We start from the raw sequence: 22,253 nt of genomic DNA on the forward strand, positions 1-22,253 counted from the left end.
TGGAACCACTCTGACCCCATCCCGAACTCAGAGGTGAAACGCTGCTGCGGCGACGATAGTTTGAGGGTTGCCTCCTGCTACAATAGCTCGATGCCAGGTCTGTTTTTAAAACAAAAAGCCGCTCCAATAAACAAAGGAGCGGCTTTTTGTTTGTGGCAATTTTTTAATTCACCCAATCATACCAATTCAAATAATATTTGCGACACATCAAAATATTCTATAGGGCATGGCAGTGCCAGTGCCCCTACAATCTGCCGCATTCTTTTTTCCAATTGGTATCACTTTTAATTTCAACCTTTAGAAACCTGGTTTTAGTAAGTCGGCACGATAAAACAAAGATATAAGGTATATTAAGTTTTGTAAAAACCCTGGAACGATTGATTTATATCCTCTGTGTAGATTTTATATTTCGTTATATAGGTTTATTTTTCAACGCCGACTTACTTTTTCTGTTTCTACAATATTCCCCTATTCAAGTAGTGTGGATGGCAGATTATTGGAGTGTTCTGCCAGATCAAAACATTATATTTGGTTATGATGTTCATCTTGAAGGAGGTAAAGTGATGGAGTTGGAAACCCTACCTACATTCAAAGCTTATTGGGATAGCAAAGGCGGATTAGCAGAATTTCAAAAGCATATTTTAAAAATTTTGAAATTAGGTTAAAAGTAGCAATCGATACCTAATCAAGATTAAACGATCGCACTTTAGCCTTAAGATTGAGAACCTTCAAAAGTAACATCTTCATACACATCTGCGATCGCGCAATTAAAATCAACACTTACCAAGTGTATATTATCACCTGGACTATAAGTATAAAGTACCCATTGTCCCTCTGGGTTGCGGCGAAAAATCTCTATGTTCATCCGGGTTTGACTGACAAGCACATATTCCTGAAGGGACTCAATTTTTCGGTAGTCAGCAAATTTATCACCACGATCAAAAGCTTCTGTTGTAGGTGATAGAACTTCTACAATTAAGCAAGGATAACGTAAAAAGTTGTCAAATTCTCTATCTCGCCGATCGCAACTGACTATGATATCAGGGTAGTAATAGATATTAATTGATTCAATATGTGCTTTGGTGTCTGATATGTAAGTTTGACATCCACTCCCGCGCAAATGATTTCTCAGCATTGAAGCCATGTTGAGAGAAATAACTACATGAGCGTTACTTGCTCCTGCCATTGCGTAAACAAATCCCTGTCTATATTCGTGTTTAATGGGACTGGTTTCTTCTGCTTTAAGATAGTCTTCTGGGGAAATATAGGTAGAGTTTGGAGTTGCAACCATGTATAGTTACCTTATGATGCCTTATATCTAGTTTAAGAGAAACTAACGGCTGTTTATAAATCTAGCTATTGCTAGATGCGCTAATAGTCTCAAAAGCTATAGTCTACCTCTGTTGGTTAGAGAGATAAACTTGTGGATGCAATCTTAGAGCGATCGCACGCACTCAAACAAGCTGTGGTAGATTTTGTTTTGGACGCAGAAGGTGATTTAGCACAAGCCTTAGAAACCTATGCTGCGGGAAAGCTACGTAGTGGTAACGGTAACAGTACACAGCAAGATTTAGTTATTGATAGCTTTATTACAGAAGGCAAAGTAGGCGATAAGTCACCGCTAGAATTATTTATCGATAGCCATCCTGATTTACCACAGAGCGATCGCAATTTAATTAGCTCTTGGCATCAGAGTTTCATGGGCTTATTTGCTATTACGAAAATATTAGCTGATGGCTTTGAGTTAAGGAACTGGTTGACGGATAAATATTACATCGTTAAACCCAATAATGCTCAAATATTGCAAGAAACATCTCGGTTTAAAGAAGGAGAAATTTTGTTAACTCGGATTTCTCCTGTTACCGATAGTTACTGGACATTTTTTAGCAACTATACAATTATGGGTAAATTGGGTAAACCTAAACTGGCTGTAGCTATTGGTAATTTTAAAGAAGAATATAAAAATCATCTTTACAGCGATGCACCAGATTTATTAGCAGAAGCTTGGCAATCAGTTGTCCAATATAATCAGCAGTTTGTGGAATTTTTTGGTAAAGATGAAATTACACTACCAGGATATCAACTAAATAAAAAAATCGCTGAGTTCCAAGAATTAATTACTGAAAAATATTTAGCAGCTACAGGTATTGATACTTCTAAACCTCTCAATGAATTAGTAAAAGAAGCTGGAATTGATGAAGAGGAAATCAAAGCAGCAGTACAAGAAATGGGTGCTGATGCAAATGTAGCATCAGAAATATTTAAGAATAATGGCAGTAGTAAGATGGTAATGCCAAAGGTTGATTTACCTGCTGAATTGAAGAAAGCAGAACAGGTGACAGCTATTTCTCATCCTCGTTGGGGACAAATGTTTTTACCAACATATAGTAAAGTAAAAACTATCTTATCAACAGCAGATTGGCAAAATATTGAAGGTGCGCAAAAACTAATTCGCTTTTATTTAGAAGATAAAAGTATTAATGCTTTTATTTGGTATCGATTAGCCCAAGAGTATCCCCATACATTAGAAAATGTACTGCAAATAGTTTTGCAACGTAGTGATTTTCAGTTAAGTAGGGATTTAGATTCTCTGTTACAAGAATTTAACAAACCTCTAGAGCCAGATTTACCAGAAATTGCTAGCGTTCCTCTACATCTGCATAACTTATTTCAAGCAGCTTTAGGAGAAGTGCAAAAATCTAAACCACAAGGTAAGGTACAGAAAAAAGTTGCAAAGGGTTTTAAATAATTGACTAGGGGGAAAATGGGCATGGGGCATTGGGCATTGGGGAGCCAGTGCGTTGCGCGGGTTTCCCGCGTTGAAGCAACTGGCGTCATTGGGCATGGGGAAGAGAGATTTTCAGGTTTGGTTGTGGGATTTCACCGTGATTAGCTAGCTTGACAATAGCGTTGACTGTTGACTGTTGACTGTTGACTGGGAAGAAAGAGAAATTTTCATGTTTGTTTCTGGGATTTTCTCGTAAATAGCTAGCTGGAAATGAGGCTGAAAAATCTAGAGCTACGGTTCTGGTTAAGAAATTAGACTAACGACTCAAAAACATTCTTAAACATGCGTAGATTATTAAGAAATTTAAGTATATTTTTTCCCTATTTGGCGGCACAGTAGTATCATTTGAAGCGTCCATTATCAAAACTATCCAATTTGGCTGAGTAATAATATGACAAACTCCAACCAAGTTCTCCCCAGTGAAGGTGTTTTGAAAACTAATACTAGTAACACGAAGGTGGTGAATATTCGTTCTGCTCCTGTAATTAAGGAAGGTAATATTATACGCCAAGGAAAAGCAGGCGATCGCGTGAAAATTTTGGACAAACAAAAGCCTTCAGGCGATCCTCGTACTTGGTACAAAGTGCAATTTGGTACACAAGCGAAGGATGTTGGCTGGGTAAGAGAAGATGTAATTACCTTGAGCAAACCCTCACCAGATAAAAATCCTACAGATGCACAAACTTTAGTGTATTTTGTGACCGATACGAAGACGGTAAGAATACACAAACAGGATCAGGTATATATGAATGTGTATGACAACAAAACCGAAGTTACAGAACGCGCTCCTGCTGCCAAATTACCTAACAATGATACTAAGAATTACTGGATAACATACATTGCCATTAAAGATGGCTCTACCTATCAAGTGAGATTTATTCCTGGGGCTGATACGGAACTAACAATTCTGCGTGATAATCAGGTGAAATTGCAAGAAAAAGGTTTTCGTGCTGACGGTACTGAATACAGACCAAAATCATAACAAGCTGCTGATTTAGGGGTGAGGGCAGAACGTTGTCGCCAAGCGGGTTTCGTCTTACAGCAGTTTTCACCTATTTAAACCACATCTGTCGTAGGGGCACGGCACCGACAATCTTTTGGTACAGACAATAATTTTACTAGTGCCGTGCCCCTACAGCGTGGTCTATTTACAGGAAGATGCTGTAAGTTGACACCAATGGGCAATGCTGTGCCCCTACAATTTTTAGCAATCGTTTTTTCAGTTGGTATGAGTATCTCGGCGTTAATTACAGCCCCCGGATGCATCCAGGGGCTGATGGTTATTTTTCAGCTTGAGTTGCAACTGTTAATACTTGCGGTGGGGAAGCATCGGGGGGATAGATAAAGTCTACTTGTACTAGGCGGCGATCGCCTGCTGGCATATTTAATGTAGTTAAGGGTTCTCCCGCTTTACCTCTAGTTTGCATTAGGTGAAAAAATTGGGTTTGCGCCTTACCTTGATCATCTTTGTAACGCACTCTTACTGTACCCCGGAAAAATACCTGCTTGGCTGGGGTATTAAAAAAGCGTAATCCTGATTGAACTAATTGATCCTCTTTTATCGGTGTTTGAAATGACACCGTCACAGTTTTTGGACTTTGACTATTATTATATAGTGGCAATTTCAAACTATATTGAATCCCATAGTTGCCATGAGCGCGATATGCGGTGTCAGGATAGCGCACCAACATGGTTGCACTTTGAATTTGATTAGTTCCTAAGCTACCCCCATGCACTGTGCTTAAAGCGTAAGAGAAGGCTTGTCCCGGTTGAGGAATTGTGAGGTATTTGGCTTTGGGTTCATCTACCAATAAAGCACGCCACTGAGAACCACTGGCGACTCCAGATACTCTTCCGTAAATCCGGGGTTTACCAGTCTCTTCTAAAGGCGTGGGGACTTTATCTCTGGGGCCAGCCACATCACTATTATTCAGTAAATTTTGCCACTCTGCTAAAGTTGGCGATCGCTCGCTACCATCGGGATTAGTTTGTGCAAACATGGCGAGGCTAGCTGCATAAACTGTACCATTACTGCGCAACCGCATTAAAGTAGAGCGTCCATTCAGGGGAGGGGTAAGTCCTTGCACCGGAATTGGTAAATTTAGTAACATCTGACTTTCCCTGGGGGGAATGATTATTTGCGCCGGAAAAATTTCTTGTCGCTTACCTCTAAGTACTTCATTAGTAATGCGATCGCCTGGGCCAGAAAAAACTGTACCTAAGATATTCTTACTAAAGGATGGTACCTGAATAAAAGGTGCATCTGGTTGACTCAAATAACTAGCTGCTTGCAATACATTTATAGTTACTGGAGTCTCACCAGGATTATGCAATAAGATACCTAAATATAAAGAGCGTAAATTATCTGCGGGTTCAGCTTTGGCAATATGGTGAGCAAACACATCAAACCTGCCTTGAAAGGGAAAATTTAAATGCGCTGTTGGCACTTTTTTGCCATCTGGGGGAAATGTAGAAAGTAAAATTCCTTCCTTCAATACTAATTCTGGACTGTTGCTGTTAAAAACTGGGACTGAATCAAGTTTTCCTGGTAAAGGACGGACAATTTGTGGTTGTACTACTTCTGCTGGTGGTTGTGTAGGCGAAATTGATTGAGCCAGACTCAAACTTAGTAACAATGGCAACATAAATTTAACTATTTTCTCCCTCATCAAGACGCTGACAAATTTATGAAAGTGCCAGTTTGTTAATTATTAATACGAAATCTGCCACAATGTTTACCAAATTTTCTGGCTGCAAAACTGGTACGTGAACAAAAATGCAATTTGATCGGATTTGGGATTGACGCAGGTGATCTAATACGGAATAATAAAGACCCTCGCAAACAAATTTTCCGCAGTCGTGGCTAATCTCAATTCCCCTAGCACCAGCCACTAATTGTTCTAAATCTACTTTTGTTTGCAAAACTCTTTCTTGACAACTAGCACAAAATTCGACTGTTAATTGCGTCCGGCTAGCCGCCATCCCGCAACAGACAATGCAATCTGGTTGGATTTCGGTGATTTTTTGAATTACGCGATCGCTAGCTAGTTGCACATCTACAGGTAACTGACGTAAAAAAGTCAAATGATGGGGTAGATTGTCAAGTTTAGCGACTTCTAGTAATAGATCGTCGGAAGAATTTGATAGTTGATCGCTTAACCAAGTGTCAAAAGAAGTTAATAGAAATCTTTTCTTCATAAGAAATATTATTTAAAATAGAATTAGCCTCCATAATAAATTTACAAGGAGCAGGTCAATGCCAGTGATTGCGGTCGTAGATTATGAGATGGGAAATTTGCATTCAGTTTGCAAAGGCTTGGAAAAAGCTGGAGCTACTCCTAAAATCACTCATTCTTTTAAGGAAATAGAACAAGCAGATGCAGTTGTTTTACCAGGAGTAGGCGCTTTTGATCCAGCTGTCCAACACCTGCGATCGCGCGGTTTAGAACAACCTATTAAAGATACGATCGCATCTGGTAAACCATTTTTGGGTATCTGCTTGGGGTTGCAAATTCTCTTTGAATCGAGTGCAGAAGGTACTCAACCAGGGTTGGGAATTGTCAAAGGAAAAGTCAAACGGTTTATTCCCGAACCAGATATCACTATTCCTCACATGGGTTGGAATCAACTAGAAATAACTCAGCCAAAAAGTATTATGTGGGAGCATTTACCATCCCAACCTTGGGTGTATTTTGTTCACTCTTACTATGTGGAACCAACCGAGGAGCAAATTCGCGCTGCAATAGTTACCCACGGTACCCAAACAGTGACAGCTGCGATCGCTCGTGATAACCTGATGGCAGTACAATTTCACCCCGAAAAATCATCGAATATCGGATTGCAAATATTGTCTAATTTTGTTGCTCAAGTTCGAGAAGAAGTTGCCGCATAATATAATTTTATTTAGGTGTCAGTTGTCAGTTGTTAGTTGTCAGTTGTCAGTTGATAATTCTTGCTGCTGACTCAATGACTAATGACCAATTAACCGATGACAAATGACTAATGCAAGATGAGTCTGAGAATTTACGGAAATCGTCAGCTAAAAACATTACCTGGTAAAGATACCAGACCCACGAGTGCGCGGGTACGAGAGGCTGTCTTTAATATTTGGCAGGGAGAGATAGCCGGTTGTAGCTGGTTAGATTTGTGTGCGGGTAGTGGTTCAATGGGTGCAGAGGCTTTGTGTAGAGGAGCCAGCTTAGTCATAGGTATTGAACAATCGAGCCGTGCCTGTAATATTATTCAACAAAATTGGCAGCAGGTAGCGCAGGCTAACCAAGAATGGAAAGTATTGCGCGGAGATGTGCTACAGCAGCTAAAAAATTTATCAGGCAAACAATTTGACAGAATATATTTTGATCCACCTTATGCTAGTGGATTGTATCAGTCGGTATTAGAAGCGATCGCAGATTATCAACTTTTAAATTCTGACGGCGAACTCGCAGCCGAACACAGTTCCCAAGATTGGGTGATTCCAGTAATTGCCAATTGGGAAATTTGCCGTCAGAAAGTTTATGGCAATACAGGGTTGACATTTTTTACAACTTTTGAGTGAGGGGCAGAGGAAGCAGAGGAAGCAGAGGAGGACAGTTGCGTGGGCGGGTTTCCCGACTTGAGCAAACTGTCCGTGAAGCAGAGGAGAAAACTTATTTTAGATTTTAGATTTGCGATTTTGGATTCCAATCTAAAATCCAAAATCCAAAATCCAAAATTGTTTCAATGCCCAATGCCCCATGCCCCATGCCCCATGCCCTAATCCTAGCCTCCTAGCTCAGTGGGGCGCTTATATTGCTTATAGGCAGCGTAGAACAGGCCAGAAAGGGTAACCACAATCAAACCAAGGACAATACCTGACAGCAGGGGTTCAACCACTGTAAATCTCCTCTTTGCAATTATTAAACATTCGTTTCCTGTTTTTGATTTTACCAAATCGGGGTGAATCCGGCTGCCAATAGGATTTTAGACAGGGAATGTCCCCAAAAAAATTGTGCTTTGTGCTTGCAGACAGCATCAAGAACTTTTAAGCTATGTGTAGGAAAAGAAAAACTTTTAGCACACCTCGACTTTAACTACAAACCTTTTGGATAACCAGATTACCAAACCTGAAAATCTAATTCAGCAGATGGCTTTGCTGGCTCTGGCCATACTGCTAGCAATCTCATTGTGCATTTTTGGTGTTCAAATGGTTCAAGCTGCAGATCCCTATGTCAAGAGTGTTTTCGCCTTAAATGGCGACCCCGTTCAAGGGAATGCTATTTTTCAAATTAATTGTGCCGGTTGTCATGGTTTGCAAGCAGATGGGCGAGTCGGCCCTAGTTTGCAAGGTGTTCCTAAGCGTAAATCTCGGTATGGATTAATTCATCAAGTAATTAGTGGAGAAACGCCACCAATGCCAAAATTCCAACCTAGCGCCCAAGAAATGGCAGACCTTTTGAGCTACTTAGAATCTTTATAAAGTATTGATAATTTAATATAACGCCACGGTTCTGTATCGTGGCTTTTTTATTTTCTCCAGTTTCCTCGGTAGATAAGAGAGACAAGGGAGACAAGGGAGACAAGCGAGATAAGGGAGACAAGGAGGACAAGCGAGATAAGGGAGACAAGGAGAATAACAAATGACTATTGACCATTGACCATTGACCATTGACCATTGACCATTGACTAACCAAAAAATCACTGAACTTTTTTGGCTAATTTTCGTCCCCATCTTCCAAATGGGTGAAAAATCGCTTTATGACTGCGAAGCCGAAATTCTTTGTCATGTCGCTGTTAATTTTAATACTAGGAGTTACGCCTAGTAATGCAGCATCTCAACCTGTTGACCCGAAGATTTTACATTTAATTAACCGCTTGAGTTTTGGGCCTAGCCCTGGAGATGTGCAACGAGTTAAGTCTATTGGTGTAGACCGCTACATTCAAGAACAACTCTCGCCGCAGACTATCCCAGAATCAGCCAGTCTCGAAAATCAATTGGCGCAGATGGAAACTCTCAACCTGAAGCCGATGGAATTGTTAGCTTATGGGAAAGTTGGCGAGAAACTCAGCCGCGAAGAGAAAAAAGCAGCTGACCAAAAAGCTAAAGCAATTGTGCAACAAGCAATGCAAGCACGTTTGTTAAGGGCGACACAAAGTCCGAGACAACTGCAAGAGGTGATGGTGGACTTTTGGTATAACCATTTTAATGTATATGCCAATAAAGGACGCGATCGCTTCTGGGTAGGAGCCTACGAACAACAAGCAATTAGACCTCATGCGCTGGGGCGCTTTCGCGATTTGTTAGGTGCAACGGCGCACCATCCGGCGATGTTATTTTATTTAGATAATTGGCAAAGTTCAGCGCCTAGTAGTCCGAATGCTCGGCGGAAAACTCAAGGTTTAAATGAAAATTACGCCCGCGAGTTAATGGAATTGCATACTCTTGGGGTAGATGGTGGTTATACTCAGCAAGATGTGATTGCTCTAGCGAAAATTTTTACAGGTTGGGGAATTCCTAGCGCCAATCAGCCCAATATTAATAGTGATGGATTTTACTTTAACCCCAAGCGCCATGATGGCAGTGACAAAGTTTTTCTCGGAAATACAATTAAAGGCGGTGGTGAAGAAGAAGGAGAACAAGCTTTAGATATTTTAGCCAGGAGTCCGGCAACTGCTCGGCATATTAGCTACAAATTAGCACAGTATTTTGTGAGCGATCGCCCGCCTACAGCTTTAGTTAATCGTCTAGCCCAGCGCTATCTGGCTACTGATGGAAATATTCGCGCTGTTTTGGAAACGCTATTTAAAAGTTCCGAGTTTTGGGACGCAAATAACTTTAACGTTAAATTTAAAACACCTTATCAATATGTAATTTCCACAGTCCGGGCAACGGGAATGGAAGTTAATAATACAAAACCTCTCGTGAGTTTCCTGCAACAGTCGGGAATGCCGATTTATGGTTGTCAAACTCCCGATGGCTACAAAAACACAGAAGAAGCATGGTTAAACTCTTATGCTATGACTCGTCGCTTGAACTTTGCAACAGCGATCGCTAGTGGTAAATTAGCCCTATCCGGTTCGCCAGAGCCGAGAAACCAAGCTAATAATATACCCAAAGGCGATGTATTAACCGCCAAAGTCAAACCAGCCCCCATTGATAGCGGACAACTCAGCAATACATTAGGTAATTTATTATCTAGCAAAACCCAAAGCGCGATCGCTTCTAGTCCGCCACAACTCCATGCAGCTTTAATTTTAGGTAGTCCTGAATTTATGCGTCGTTGAGAGGTTAGAGGCTAGGAGTTAGAGAGGACAAGGGGCAGGGGGCAGGGTGCAGGGGTGCAGAGGAGGCAGAGGAAGCTGAGGAGAAAGAATCTGCTGCTATGAAAATGGGATAATTTATTTTCTGGAAGTCCCTAAGAGGTGATTGAGAAGATAAATAACTCGACAATCCGAGTCAAAAACACCAACCTTCGTCTTCCGAACTCGACAATCCGAGTTAAAAACACCAACCTTCGTCTTCCGAACTCGACAATCCGAGTTAAAAACACCAAACTTCGCCTTCCGAACTCGACAATCCGAGTTAAAAACATCAACCTTCGCCTTCCGAACTCGACAATCCGAGTTAAAAACATCAACCTTCGCCTTCCGAACTCGACAATCCGAGTCAAAAACCTCAACCTTCCATCTTTACCATCTGCCAGATCACTGAGCCTGTCGAAGTGCTGCCATCTGCTCTCTGCCTTTCTACAAAAAAACTTCAACTTTCCACCTGATAACTAAATTTATATGCAAAGACGCAACTTTCTTCTCCAAGCAGGAATGTTTTCCGCCTCAGCATTAGTCGCCGTCGGAACTAATGCATGGGTAGCTAGATCTGCTAACAATAACAGCAATGCAAAACGCTTGATAGTAATTTTTCTGCGTGGTGGAGTTGATGGTTTAAATGTGGTAGTTCCCTACTCAGAAACAGCTTATTACCAAGTAAGACCGAATATTGCTATTCCCCAACCGGGTAAACAAGGGGGAGTGCTGGATTTAGATGGGCGTTTTGGCTTAAATCCCGCTTTAAGTTCCTTAAAACCTTTATGGGAACAAGGTAGTCTGGCGTTTATTCATGCTTGTGGTTCTCCCGATCCCACTCGTTCCCACTTTGATGCCCAATATTACATGGAAAACGGTATTCCTGGGACAAAAAATACTAAAGATGGGTGGATGAATCGTTTATTAGCGAATATCTCCAACAAAGAACCGATCCAAGCAATTAATGTCGGAGAAACTATTCCCAGAATTTTGTACGGTAAGATGTCTGTAGCTAGTTTACCAACGGGGAAAAGAATCAATAATCCCTTGTCGGTGGATCGTCCCCAAGTAGGCGCAGCATTTGACAAACTTTATGATGGTAATGATACCTTAAGTCAAAGTTACCAAGAAGGGCGGATGGCGCGACAAGCGATCGCCAAAGACTTAGCCGATGAAATGAAAATGGCAAATAATGGCGCACCTTTACCTGACGGTTTTGCCAGAGATGCCCAAAGATTAGCGCGATTAATGGTCAAAGACTCTAAAGTAGAATTAGGGTTTATAGCTTTAGGTGGTTGGGATACCCACATCAATCAAGGCGGTAGTCAAGGACAATTAGCCCAACGCCTAAAAAAATTAGGAGATGGTTTAGCTGTAATGGCGCAAACTTTGGGGCCAATTTACCAAAACACAGCGATTGTTGTTATGTCTGAATTTGGGCGCACAGTCAAAGAAAATGGTAACCGTGGTACAGATCACGGACATGGAAATGTCATCTGGGTATTGGGTGGAAAAGTGCGCGGTGGTAAAGTTTATGGAGAATGGCCGGGATTAGCCACAGAACAACTTTACCAAAAGCGAGATTTAGCGATCGCTACCGATTTTCGCGATGTCATTTCTGCATTGTTAAAAGATCACATGCAGCTTCCTTCAAGCACCATCAATCAAGTTTTGCCCAGTTATACCCCTACACAAAAAATAGCTTTAATTAATTCGTAATACTTCGACAAGCTCAGTACAAGTTCGTAATTCGTAATTCGTAATTATCCCCATGCCCTATGCCCCATGCCCTATGCCCACTTGAGTTTGTTTTGATGGACATAAATGCCACATCAAACGATAAAGTTGTAAAGGCTGGTCTTGACCTTTAACTTGTACTAATGGCATTTTTCCTAAAGGGAAATTTCGCGACTGTATGCGCTCAAATGTAGTTTGAGATATAACTATTTCACCAGCTTGGGCAACATTACATATTCTACTAGTGACATTTGTTGTATCGCCAATAGTCGCGTACTGAATTAATTTTTCTGAACCAATATTACCTGCTGCTACTTTACCTGTATTCAAGCCTATATGAATTTGAATTGGTTGTTTTCCTTGCTGAATCCATTTTTGATTTAGTTTTAACACAGCCCATTGCATATCAATTGCGGCTTGTATTGCCAATTCTGGATCGTTTGGTTTGCGATAAGGCGCACCCCAAATTGCAAATAAAGCATCGCCAATATATTTTTCTAAAGTGCCTTCATGGCGAAAGACAATTTCCTCCACAATTACCTCAAAATATTCATTGAGCATCGTAATTACTTGACGAGGATGCATTGTGGAAGACATTTTTGTGAAATTACTAATATCAGCAAATAAAGCTGTAACTTCTGTATCAACAATACCTAAAGTGCCTTCTTCCCTGAGCTTTTTTCTCACAGCTTCGGGGAAGAAACGCTCTAATTTATTGCGCATGATAGCTTCGGCTTCAATTTGCTGGTAGAGATTGGCGTTGTCAATTGCGATCGCCGCTTGGTTGGCTAACGCCGTTAAAAACTCGACATCTTCATCCGAGTAAACATCACACATGGATAAATTATCCACGTATAATACACCAATTACCTCTTCTCTGGGTTTGAGGGGAATGCAAATTGAAGCCCGAATAGTTTGCACAAAAATCGACTCGGAATCATTAAATCGATTATCTAAGCAAGCATCAGTAGTTAAAATTGCTGTGCCATTGACGTAAACATAATTCGTAATATTCTTACTATAAAAAAATTGGCTGTCTTGAGGTATTCCTGGACGTAGTTTCACAGCTTTATGCTCTAGCTGCTTGCTAGTTTTATTCACCATCAAAATAACTGCTCTATCTACATTCATAATCTCAAACAGTAGATCGAGAATTTTCTCTAATAGGCGATCGGGTTCCTCTGGAGAAGACAGCTGTTTGCTCACTTCTAAAAGAATTTTTAACTTATCTACCGTCCGTTGATTACTCGCTCTTTGTGATATTCTCAGCAGAGAATCGCTTCTGCCTGGATTATCGAGTAAATCCTGAATTTTAATGCTACTTGGCCCGGTAGAAAATTGTTTAATAATGGTTTCTGCAATAGGTGCTTCCTCTTTGACATCCTCTACTGGTGGTTGTGGGGGATGAGGAGGATTTGTGGTTTTGGGTGTGGTATTAACTTTTTGAACAAACTTGAACTCTACATTCCCACAATTAATCAAGTCGCCATTTTTCAGTTCGCATTGATCGATTTTTGCCTTATTCACGAAAGTGTGGTTCAGGCTTTGTAGATCTTTAATAACTAGCCGCTCATTAGTGACTGTAATTTCTGCGTGAGAACGAGATAGGCTCTCATCTGCGAGGGCGATCGTGTTTTCGGTAGAACGACCAATCGTGTTGACTCCAAACATCAACTGATAGGTTTTTTCTTGCGTAGTGTTAGGAGCATAGATTAAATAAAACATATTCCACCCTCACATTTCCACCTAGCTGGAAAATTGCTTTTCTGACTGAAAGAATTAAGGGAACTCCAAAAAATAAATTATTCCGTTAAACGTTGACAGTTGACAGCGCTGCACTGAGCTTGTCGAAGTGTTGACGGTTCACAGTTAACAGTCAACCGTCAACTGTGAACAATAGCAATGGAATATTTTTTTACTTGGAAGTCCCTAACTTTCATGTCATAGATATAACCTTGCCATAGTATGTGCAATCTCCAGTCAGTATAATCACTGATTATTAGCATTTCTACCTGTCTGAATAAACAAGAAGTCTTTCAGCAGATATTGTATAATAAATTACTAATAGCCAACGCAAATTGGATTGCTATCATATAAGATTCACAATCCTAACCATAGATTTCGCAATTTTACCAGTCTGGCTAAAAAATTTGATTTGTGGAAATGATGAGAGTGCGATCGCACTTATGAGACGAGAGTGCGATCGCGGAATTTTCACACCTGAATCACATAGTAATTGTCCGCATCACTAGTTCCTGAGCCATTACTGCGAATAAAGTGTTTTTGGACATATGGCTGCCAATTCCAATTTTGATCCCAGACGTAAAAACCAGCTACTCCATACTCAACTCCATAACCAGCAAAGATTGCTGTGTGCTGGCTACTATAATTTGGTGGCGTGTCATAGGTGTGATTGGGGCCGAGGAAAGTAGCGATCGCTGTACCAATAGCGATATTACCATTCGCCATCACATTCTCGCCGCATTTCCAGTTATAGGTTGATGTGTTATTACCCGTCGCATAAGCCACCAAATCCCAACATTGAGCGCCGCAATAGCCATCCACATCCAAAGATACACCATTCAACTGCCCATTAATTAGTGCCGTTAGTTTCTGGGAACTAGTCATCAAACCTAGAGGAGCTATCAAATTAACAGGAGTGAGTTGCACTTGCCAGTCAACAGGAGCATTTCCTACCCTCGTTGTGGTTGTAATTTGAGCATGACTATTGACTAACCAAGCATCAATACTTGTGCCATTACGTAACAAAATACCAGAGACGCGATCGCCGTTGAAATCGCCTGTACCTTGAATTTGCCAGTCAACAGGAGCATTTCCTACCCTCGTTGTGGTTGTAATTCGACCATTGCTATTGACTAACCAAGCATCAATACTCGTGCTGTTACGCAACAAAATATCGGAGATGCCATCCCCATTGAAATCACCGGTACCTTGAAATTGCCAGTCAATAGGCGCAGATCCCGTCATCGTTGCTGTTGCCAGTTGACCATTGCTATTGACTAACCAAACACCAATACTCGTGCCATTGCGGAACAAAATATCAGAGATGCCATCGCCATTGAAATCACCGGTACCTTGAAATTGCCAGTCAATAGGCGCAGATCCCGTCATCGTTGCTGTTGCCAGTTGACCATTGCTATTGACTAACCAAACACCAATACTCGTGCCATTGCGGAACAAAATATCAGAGATGCCATCGCCATTGAAATCACCGGTACCTTGAATTTGCCACTCAACAGGAGCAGATCCCGTCATCGTTGCTGTTGCCAGTTGACCATTGCTATTGACTAACCAAACACCAATATTTGTGCCATTGCGGAACAAAATATCAGAGATGCCATCGCCATTGAAATCACCGGTACCTTGCACTTGCCACTCAACAGGAGCAGATCCCGTCATCGTTGCTGCTGCCAGTTGACCATTGCTATTGACTAACCAAACACCAATATTTGTGCCATTGCGGAACAAAATATCAGATATGCGATCGCCGTTGAAATCATCCTTGTTGGCTCGTTGTTCAACTTCCAAGAATTGACCGTTTAAAACAATGGTTGTAGAGTCATCTTCAGCACGTAGCTGGGTTAACTCATCTACAGTTAGTTGCTGACCAGAAATCAAATCTGTGAGAATTTCCCCTTCATCGCCTGGGGAATCAATATCGCTAGCGTAAGCATCGAGGAAATGTCCTGCTTCTTCCACGAGAATTTTCGCGATCGCAATTGGATTATCTGAACTCTGCGTCAGAAAATCTCTATTAATGTAAATGGTGTTTGTACTGTTAGCATATGCACCTAAGGCTCCATTCATATTTGCATCAGAGAGAAATTGTAAATCTGGCAGTAAACCATAATTTCCCCCCAAAATTTCTGCACCTAATGCTTCTGCTTGATTTACATCAAAAGCATCGCCAAAAGCGATTTGAGCATTAGCAGCAAAATCACTTTTAAAAATACTCCCAGCCGCATAAACTAATGCTTGGCTTGGCTCATATTGATTTTGCCATCCTTGAATGAGAGTTTCGCCCGCTAAACTAAAAAGTTGCTGGGAAGTAAATTCTTGCCAGTTTGCTAGCAAAGAATTAAAGGAAGAAGAATTGATAAAATTGGCAGCACAATTTAATTCCCCCAATAGGGAATCGATGCCAGATTCAGGGTTTTCAAACATAGTTAAATTGGCTCCCACTCTGGGAACTCAACAGAAATTTTTAATTAAAAAATCAAGATTGAATAGAATTTGCGGAATGATGAACCCTGAAATGATCTTAAAAAAATCAGCCAATTAAATTGATAATTTTTTGGTTGTAAAAGTCAGTTTTCGGTTGTTTTGATTCATCCACGTTCCTGGGTACATAAATCAGGACATCCAAAAATTAAAATCACCAAGTATTTACGTAAATTAAATTACTTATGCAACTAGAAAATATCAGTACATGACTGTAATTTCACCCTCCATAATCAACAGTTTCAGATGAATCGCAGTATGATTGGTTAAGTTGAATATGTAATTCAAGTTACTTGAATATTTGTTAACTACATCATGACAAATGAAGTTGAAATGTGACTATCGTGCGATCGCGTAAATTATGCTGATTCTGCGGAATTTGATTTTTGTGTGTTGCTGGCGAAAAAGCTGCAAACCCAAGATGAGACGGACATGAGCCGCACAAAATTAGTCGCCCACAAGCTTTTATGGCAACTTTATAGAATCATATTTGACCGAGAATATACTTAGGGACTTCCAACTAAAAAAATATTCCATCGCTGTGTATGCAGAGGAGGCAGAGGAGGCAGAGGAGAAATAATTTGCCACTATGAAAATGGCATAATTTATTTTCTGGAAGTCCCTTAATTAACAATTCAAAATTCAAAATTCAAAATTAAAGACATTTTCAGTCGGGATTTAAACCCGACTGAAAATGATACTACGTATAGACGTAGGGATCTTAAACCGTTTGATCTACGATAAATTGCTACTTCACCAGGGAAAGTGATAATTTTGTGAAAAACTTTCTCCCATTTGTCAACCTAAAATCCAAAATCCAAAATCCAAAATTGTTTGACCATTGACCATTGACTCTTGAGTCTTGGTATAATCGCCAGTCGAGCCACTATATAGTTGCAAGAGAATAATCATGGCAGATTGGCAGGAGATTACTGGTGGAATCACAGCACCAAGAGGTTATCGGGCCGCAGGAATTACCGCAGGTTTAAAGCCTTCGGGATTACCCGATTTAGCTTTAATAGTATCTGATGTAGAAGCGATCGCAGCTGGTGTGTTTACTACCAGTCAAGTTAAAGCCGCCTGCGTAGATTATTGTCGTCAACGTTTGCAAGCCAAGCATAATGCCCGTGCTATTCTTTGTAATGCCGGACAAGCGAATGCGGCTACAGGTACTCAAGGTTGGTTTGATGCTCTAGAATCAGCTATGGCAGTAGCGCAAGCTTTAAATATTCCCAGCGAATCGGTGTTATTAGCTTCTACTGGGGTAATAGGGCAGCGTATCAAGATGGATGCACTCAAAGCCGGAATTCCCTCATTAGTAGCGGCGCTTTCAGAAACAGGTTCCGATACAGCCGCAGGCGCAATTATTACTACAGATTTAGTCCCTAAATCAATTGCCTTAGAAACCACTATAGGCGATCGCCCGGTGCGGATTGGCGGAATTGCTAAAGGTTCGGGGATGATTCATCCCAATATGGCAACGATGTTAGCATTTGTTACCTGTGATGCGGCTGTATCGCCAGCTTTATGGCAACAAATGTTAAGTCGCGCTGCCGATAGAAGTTTTAATTCGATTACAGTTGATGGCGATACCAGCACCAATGATAGTTTAATCGCCTTAGCCAATGGTCAATCCCGCACCCCAGCGATTATTGAAATGGGTTCAGAAGCGGAGAAACTAGAGGCCATGTTAACAGCAGTATGTCAGCATTTAGCAAAAGCGATCGCCCGTGATGGTGAAGGTGCTACTTGCTTAATCGAAGTTCAAGTTACTGGCGCACAGGATGAAACCTCCGCCCGTCAAATAGCCAAAACTATTGCCGGTTCATCCCTAGTTAAATCAGCGATTTTTGGTCGCGATCCCAACTGGGGACGCATCGCCGCCGCCGCCGGGCGCGCAGGTGTACTCTTTGAGCAAGAAAATTTGCAAATCAAATTAGGCGATTTCTTATTATTAGAAAATGGTCAACCTTTAACATTCGATCGTGCAGCCGCCAGCGCTTATTTAAAACAAGCCTCAACAGGTGCGTATCTCAAAGAAGATACAGTATTAATTTCTGTTAACGTTGGCAATGGTCACGGTACAGGTAAAGCTTGGGGTTGTGATTTAAGCTATGACTACGTAAAAATTAACGCCGAATATACAACTTAATAATTCGTAATTCGTAATACCCTACGGGAAGCCGCTCCGCGTCTACGTAATTCGTAATTAAACTCTACTTTTCATGTCGCCAAGAAATACAGCATATTTCAGGTACATGAGGTACGCGCTTCGGGGCATGGCAGTGCCAGTGCCCCTACAATTAACGATAATCTGTAACTCACCAACTGGCAATCTGCTGTAAATTCTCAGGCGGTATATTGGATCGGTATGAAAAGTATGTACATTACAATTGAACTGAGAAATCAACCATTTAAAATAGGGAGATTTTCAAAATTTGTGAATCTAAATGACAAATGACAAATGACAAATGACAAATGACAAATTAAATAAATATGGCTGTTGCTTACTTTCACTTTTATGCCGAACTCAATGATTTTCTCCCTCGCCATAAACGCCAGGTGCAAATCATCCATAATTTTTCAGAAAGAGCCTCAATTAAAGACACCATTGAGTCTTTAGGCGTTCCTCATCCAGAAGTTGATTATATAAAAGTTAACGATAGCTATGTAGATTTTTCTTATATTATTCAGGATGAAGATAACATTTATGTCTATCCAATTTCTGTTATTGATATTCATCCGCCAACAGTTTCAGTGCGTCCGCAACCTTTAAGCGAGATGCGCTTTGTGCTTGATATTCATTTAGGTAAACTAGCGACATCATTAAGGTTATTAGGTTTTGATACTTTATATCGCAATGACTACCCAGATGAAGAATTAGCAGAAGTTTCTCATACACAATCAAGAATTTTGTTAACTCGTGACAAAGGTTTATTAATGCGGAGTTTAGTAAATTATGGCTATTATGTCAGAAGTACTAATCCTCAACAACAAATAATTGAAGTTCTCCGCCGCTTTGATTTATTTAAGATAGTATCGCCTTTTCACAGATGTTTGCGTTGCAATGGATTATTACAACCTATAGCCAAAGCACTAGTTATAGACCAATTACCAGAAAGCGTGCAATTACAAAACGATGAATTTCATCGCTGTCAAGAATGCCAACAAATTTATTGGAAAGGTACCCATTACGAACGCTTACAACAATTTATTGATGGCGTACTTCAGCAAAAAGCATGAATCAATAATTCTCATCCTCTTCAATGACGAATTACGCATTACGAACTTGTACTGAGCTTGTCGAAGTATTACGAATTAAAAATTCTATGTCATTAATATTAGCCCTTGATTTTGGGGGAACTAAATTAGCCGCAGCAACCGTAAATGTCGGTGCTAGAGAATGGTTGAGTTATGAACGCCGCTTATCTCCCGCGAATGCAGATGCTAACACGGATTTAGAAATAATGCGATCGCTCATTCACTCTGTGCTGCAAGATACCAAACCAACGGCGATAGGTGTCAGCTTTGGCGGCCCTGTAGACGCGACTACTGGATGCGTGCTACTTTCCCATCATGTTGCTGGCTGGGAAAATCTTCCCCTAAAACAATTGTTAGAAGCCGAGTTTGGCGTCCCCGCTTATGTAGATAATGATGCTAATGTGGCAGCTTTAGGGGAACATCATTTTGGTGCAGGTCAAGGATACGATAGTTTGTTTTACATCACCATCAGCACTGGTGTAGGTGGTGGTTGGATACTCAATCATCAACCTTGGCGCGGTTCTGGGGGAATGGCTGGGGAAATCGGCCATATAGTTGTAGATCCCAATGGCCCTGTATGTTTGTGTGGAAAGCGGGGATGTGTGGAACGTTTAGCCTCAGGCCCCTATATGGCGCAAAATGCCAGGGAATTATTAGCAAGCGATCGCTCTAGGGGTAAAATCTTGCAGAATTTAGTCAACGATAATTTAGAATTACTCACAGGACAGTTAATCAGTCAAGCTGCCGCCGCAGGTGATGATTTAGCACAGGAAATTATCCAAAAATCAGCTTGGGCTTTAGGTGTAGGTATCGGTAATGTCGCTAATTTAGTCAACCCGCAATTATTTATTTTAGGCGGGAGTGTCACCAAAGCCGGTAATCGCTGGTGGGAAGTTGTCCGTCAACTAGCGCGAGAAACAGCATTACCAGAAGTTGAATTTCAAATTCTCCCCGCAGCTTTAGGAGATGACGCGCCATTGTGGGGTGCTGTTGCACTTACTCAGTTTCAGTAGGTTAATAGTCAATAGTCAATAGTCAATAGTCAATAGTTATAACCATTCGGGTTGTGATACGTAATTAAAATTTTCGTAGGGGCGGGGTTTCCCTGCCCTTGTGTGTGTTGTTAATACCTGATACCTAAAATATTAAACCAAATTAATTGCAGTTTATAGTTATCCACAACCCAAAATTATTAGTAAATAATCGATAAATGCTGAGTAAAATTGTCATGAATTATGTATATTTACAAATTACAAATGACCATTGACCATTGACCATTGACCATTGACAAAATTCACCCATCTTACACCGCTCTCAACCTTTAGATAGCACCATTTATCTCAAATTATTAGTAAAAGCCAAATATATCCCAGAAAATCACATAATTTGAGGTATATTTTAATTATTAATAAACCGACAGCGATAACTCTATGATCTGCTGCCTCAACCCCGACTGTCCAAATCCTCTAAATGCTGACGGTGTAAACTTTTGTCTCTCCTGTGGAACCGGTTTAGTATCGCTGCTGAGAAATCGTTACCGCATTCTCCAGCCAATCGGTAGAGGTGGGTTTGCGCGTACTTATCTAGCAGAAGATGTAGACAAGCTAAACGAACCATGTGTAGTTAAACAGCTAGTGCGCGGTCAATTTTATGGTGGTGGTGGTAGTGAAGCCCAAAAAAAAGCAACTGAGTTGTTTGAACGAGAAGCAAAACGCTTACAAGAACTAGGAAAACACGATCAAATTCCGACTCTGTATGCTTATTTTAAAGAAAATGACTACTTATATTTAGTCCAAGAATTAATTGTCGGACAAAATTTATTACAGGAGTTAAAGCAGCAGGGAGCATTTAATGAAACAAAAATTCGCCAACTATTAACCGATTTGTTACCTGTGCTGGAATTAATACATCAACAACAGGTAATTCACCGGGATATTAAGCCAGAAAATGTTATTCGCCGTCAAAATGATGGAAAGTTTGTGCTGATTGATTTTGGTGTATCGAAACAAAAAACCGATTTGATTAACACTTCTCCAGGTACTATTATTGGTTCTTTAGGATATGCACCAATGGAACAAATCCAGCTTGGTCAAGCTTATCCTGCTAGCGATTTATACAGTTTAGGAATAGCTTGTTTTCACCTATTAGCTGATTTTCCGCCATCTCAACTATGGTTAAAACAAGGTTTTAGCTGGACTAATAGTTGGCGCAATCAAATTAATCAGCCAATCAGCGATGGATTAGAGCATATTCTCGATAAATTATTGCAAGAAACCCCCGAAAAACGCTATCAATCAGCTAGGGAAGTTTTACAAGACTTAAATTCCCAAACGGCTGCGCCTTGGAATGTACCCCACACCATACTTTCGCCGCAGCCATTCTCAACGCCGCAACCACAACCGCAGCCATTCTCAACGCCGCAACCACAACCACAACCATTCTCAACGCCGCAACCACAACCGCAGCCACAATCAAGACAACAGACTTATCTGTCCCAATTATCGGTGAGTCAACTACTACCTGGAATTGTCATTACTAGTATTGGGGGTGCAGTTTTAGCTATTATTTTATTGAGCTATTTAGGCAGTAGTATCATGAGTTGGGGATTATGGCTACTCATCTTAGGAGGTGTCATATTAATTCAATCTCGGTCTTTATTTGAAAAGGTTTATTTATTAGCGATCGCGATCGTCACAAATTTCTTCATCTTTTCTGTATTTCACTCTTTGAACCTGAAAAATCTGTGGCAATCAGGAACAAATGGTTTTATTGTTGTATTCTTATTAATCGTACTGGCCGGTTTATTGGCATTTATGCTGATGGTAACATCCCTGCTTGTGGACAAGTTAATTGCTAAATATTTTTGAATTTGTCAAATAGTTGTAAATAAATTTAAACTTTTACAAAGCTTCTTCAATAAATTTTATTTAATTACTAGGGGTAATCA

At 40.7% G+C, this 22,253-nt stretch carries 18 protein-coding genes and 1 rRNA gene; 13 read left to right on the top strand and 6 right to left on the bottom strand.

What is annotated here, in order from left to right; all coding sequences use genetic code 11:
* Nucleotides 1–99, top strand: a 5S ribosomal RNA gene (rrf, locus tag AACW45_RS38480); the annotation flags it as partial.
* Nucleotides 100–485: 386 nt separating this feature from the next.
* The gene (locus AACW45_RS27060; RefSeq protein ID WP_190636193.1) at nt 486–665 is read left to right on the top strand and encodes a hypothetical protein; all 180 of its coding nucleotides are present in this window, start codon (nt 486–488) and stop codon (nt 663–665) included.
* 47 nt (nt 666–712) lie between these two features.
* Here AACW45_RS27060 and AACW45_RS27065 read toward each other — a convergent pair whose 3' ends face one another.
* Nucleotides 713–1,291 (bottom strand): Uma2 family endonuclease, encoded by a 579-nt coding sequence (locus AACW45_RS27065; protein ID WP_190636111.1) that lies wholly within the window; start codon nt 1,289–1,291, stop codon nt 713–715.
* Nucleotides 1,292–1,423: 132 nt separating this feature from the next.
* On the opposite strand from AACW45_RS27065, the gene AACW45_RS27070 reads away from it, so the two are divergent.
* Nucleotides 1,424–2,749, top strand: coding sequence for a hypothetical protein (locus tag AACW45_RS27070; RefSeq protein ID WP_190636113.1), 1,326 nt, complete (start codon nt 1,424–1,426; stop codon nt 2,747–2,749).
* A gap of 430 nt (nt 2,750–3,179) precedes the next feature.
* Nucleotides 3,180–3,770 carry an SH3 domain-containing protein gene (locus AACW45_RS27075; RefSeq protein ID WP_190636115.1) on the top strand — a complete coding sequence of 197 codons (591 nt, stop codon included), beginning with the start codon at nt 3,180–3,182 and terminating at the stop codon, nt 3,768–3,770.
* Nucleotides 3,771–4,068: 298 nt separating this feature from the next.
* On the opposite strand, the gene AACW45_RS27080 is transcribed toward AACW45_RS27075, so the two are convergent.
* Together AACW45_RS27080 and AACW45_RS27085 are read right to left on the bottom strand one after the other, a co-directional pair.
* Nucleotides 4,069–5,433: a DUF3370 domain-containing protein gene (locus AACW45_RS27080; protein WP_190636117.1), complete on the bottom strand. Its 1,365-nt coding sequence runs from the start codon at nt 5,431–5,433 to the stop codon at nt 4,069–4,071.
* Between the two features lie 40 nt (nt 5,434–5,473).
* Nucleotides 5,474–5,986 (bottom strand): peptidase C15, encoded by a 513-nt coding sequence (locus AACW45_RS27085; RefSeq protein ID WP_190636119.1) that lies wholly within the window; start codon nt 5,984–5,986, stop codon nt 5,474–5,476.
* A gap of 58 nt (nt 5,987–6,044) precedes the next feature.
* Here AACW45_RS27085 and hisH point away from each other — a divergent pair, with 58 nt between their 5' ends.
* Together hisH and rsmD are read left to right on the top strand one after the other, a co-directional pair.
* The gene (gene hisH, locus AACW45_RS27090; protein ID WP_096642739.1) at nt 6,045–6,680 is read left to right on the top strand and encodes an imidazole glycerol phosphate synthase subunit HisH; all 636 of its coding nucleotides are present in this window, start codon (nt 6,045–6,047) and stop codon (nt 6,678–6,680) included.
* 117 nt (nt 6,681–6,797) lie between these two features.
* Entirely contained in the window at nt 6,798–7,343 is a 546-nt protein-coding gene (rsmD, locus tag AACW45_RS27095; protein WP_190636120.1) for a 16S rRNA (guanine(966)-N(2))-methyltransferase RsmD, read from the top strand.
* A gap of 203 nt (nt 7,344–7,546) precedes the next feature.
* Here rsmD and petG read toward each other — a convergent pair whose 3' ends face one another.
* Nucleotides 7,547–7,660, bottom strand: a complete 114-nt coding sequence (gene petG / locus AACW45_RS27100; RefSeq protein WP_071989488.1) for a cytochrome b6-f complex subunit V — start codon at nt 7,658–7,660, stop codon at nt 7,547–7,549.
* A 208-nt stretch (nt 7,661–7,868) separates the two neighbouring features.
* On the opposite strand from petG, the gene AACW45_RS27105 reads away from it, so the two are divergent.
* The 3 genes from AACW45_RS27105 (at nt 7,869) to AACW45_RS27115 (ending at nt 11,785) form a co-directional block, all read left to right on the top strand.
* A complete protein-coding gene (locus tag AACW45_RS27105) occupies nt 7,869–8,243 on the top strand; it encodes a c-type cytochrome (protein WP_190636122.1) in 375 nt (124 codons plus the stop codon).
* Between the two features lie 278 nt (nt 8,244–8,521).
* Complete coding sequence (locus AACW45_RS27110; protein WP_190636125.1) at nt 8,522–10,048, top strand: DUF1800 domain-containing protein; 1,527 nt, start codon at nt 8,522–8,524, stop codon at nt 10,046–10,048.
* A 504-nt stretch (nt 10,049–10,552) separates the two neighbouring features.
* A complete protein-coding gene (locus tag AACW45_RS27115) occupies nt 10,553–11,785 on the top strand; it encodes a DUF1501 domain-containing protein (protein ID WP_190636127.1) in 1,233 nt (410 codons plus the stop codon).
* Between the two features lie 57 nt (nt 11,786–11,842).
* Here AACW45_RS27115 and AACW45_RS27120 read toward each other — a convergent pair whose 3' ends face one another.
* Nucleotides 11,843–13,528, bottom strand: a complete 1,686-nt coding sequence (locus tag AACW45_RS27120) for an adenylate/guanylate cyclase domain-containing protein (protein WP_199331245.1) — start codon at nt 13,526–13,528, stop codon at nt 11,843–11,845.
* A 489-nt stretch (nt 13,529–14,017) separates the two neighbouring features.
* Nucleotides 14,018–15,988, bottom strand: coding sequence for a BPSL0067 family protein (locus AACW45_RS27125; RefSeq protein ID WP_190636129.1), 1,971 nt, complete (start codon nt 15,986–15,988; stop codon nt 14,018–14,020).
* Nucleotides 15,989–16,955: 967 nt separating this feature from the next.
* Between AACW45_RS27125 and argJ the strand changes: the two genes are divergently transcribed.
* From argJ to AACW45_RS27145, 4 genes are all read left to right on the top strand, one after another.
* Entirely contained in the window at nt 16,956–18,197 is a 1,242-nt protein-coding gene (argJ, locus tag AACW45_RS27130) for a bifunctional ornithine acetyltransferase/N-acetylglutamate synthase (protein WP_096642733.1), read from the top strand.
* Between the two features lie 344 nt (nt 18,198–18,541).
* A complete protein-coding gene (locus AACW45_RS27135) occupies nt 18,542–19,288 on the top strand; it encodes a Mut7-C RNAse domain-containing protein (protein ID WP_190636131.1) in 747 nt (248 codons plus the stop codon).
* A gap of 86 nt (nt 19,289–19,374) precedes the next feature.
* Complete coding sequence (locus AACW45_RS27140; protein ID WP_190636182.1) at nt 19,375–20,319, top strand: ROK family protein; 945 nt, start codon at nt 19,375–19,377, stop codon at nt 20,317–20,319.
* Between the two features lie 417 nt (nt 20,320–20,736).
* Nucleotides 20,737–22,173, top strand: coding sequence for a serine/threonine-protein kinase (locus AACW45_RS27145; RefSeq protein ID WP_190636133.1), 1,437 nt, complete (start codon nt 20,737–20,739; stop codon nt 22,171–22,173).
* Nucleotides 22,174–22,253 lie beyond the last annotated feature (80 nt).

Source organism: Calothrix sp. FACHB-168, assembly GCF_963889195.1.
In the GTDB taxonomy this organism is placed as follows: Bacteria; Cyanobacteriota; Cyanobacteriia; order Cyanobacteriales; family Nostocaceae; genus Aulosira; species Aulosira anomala_A.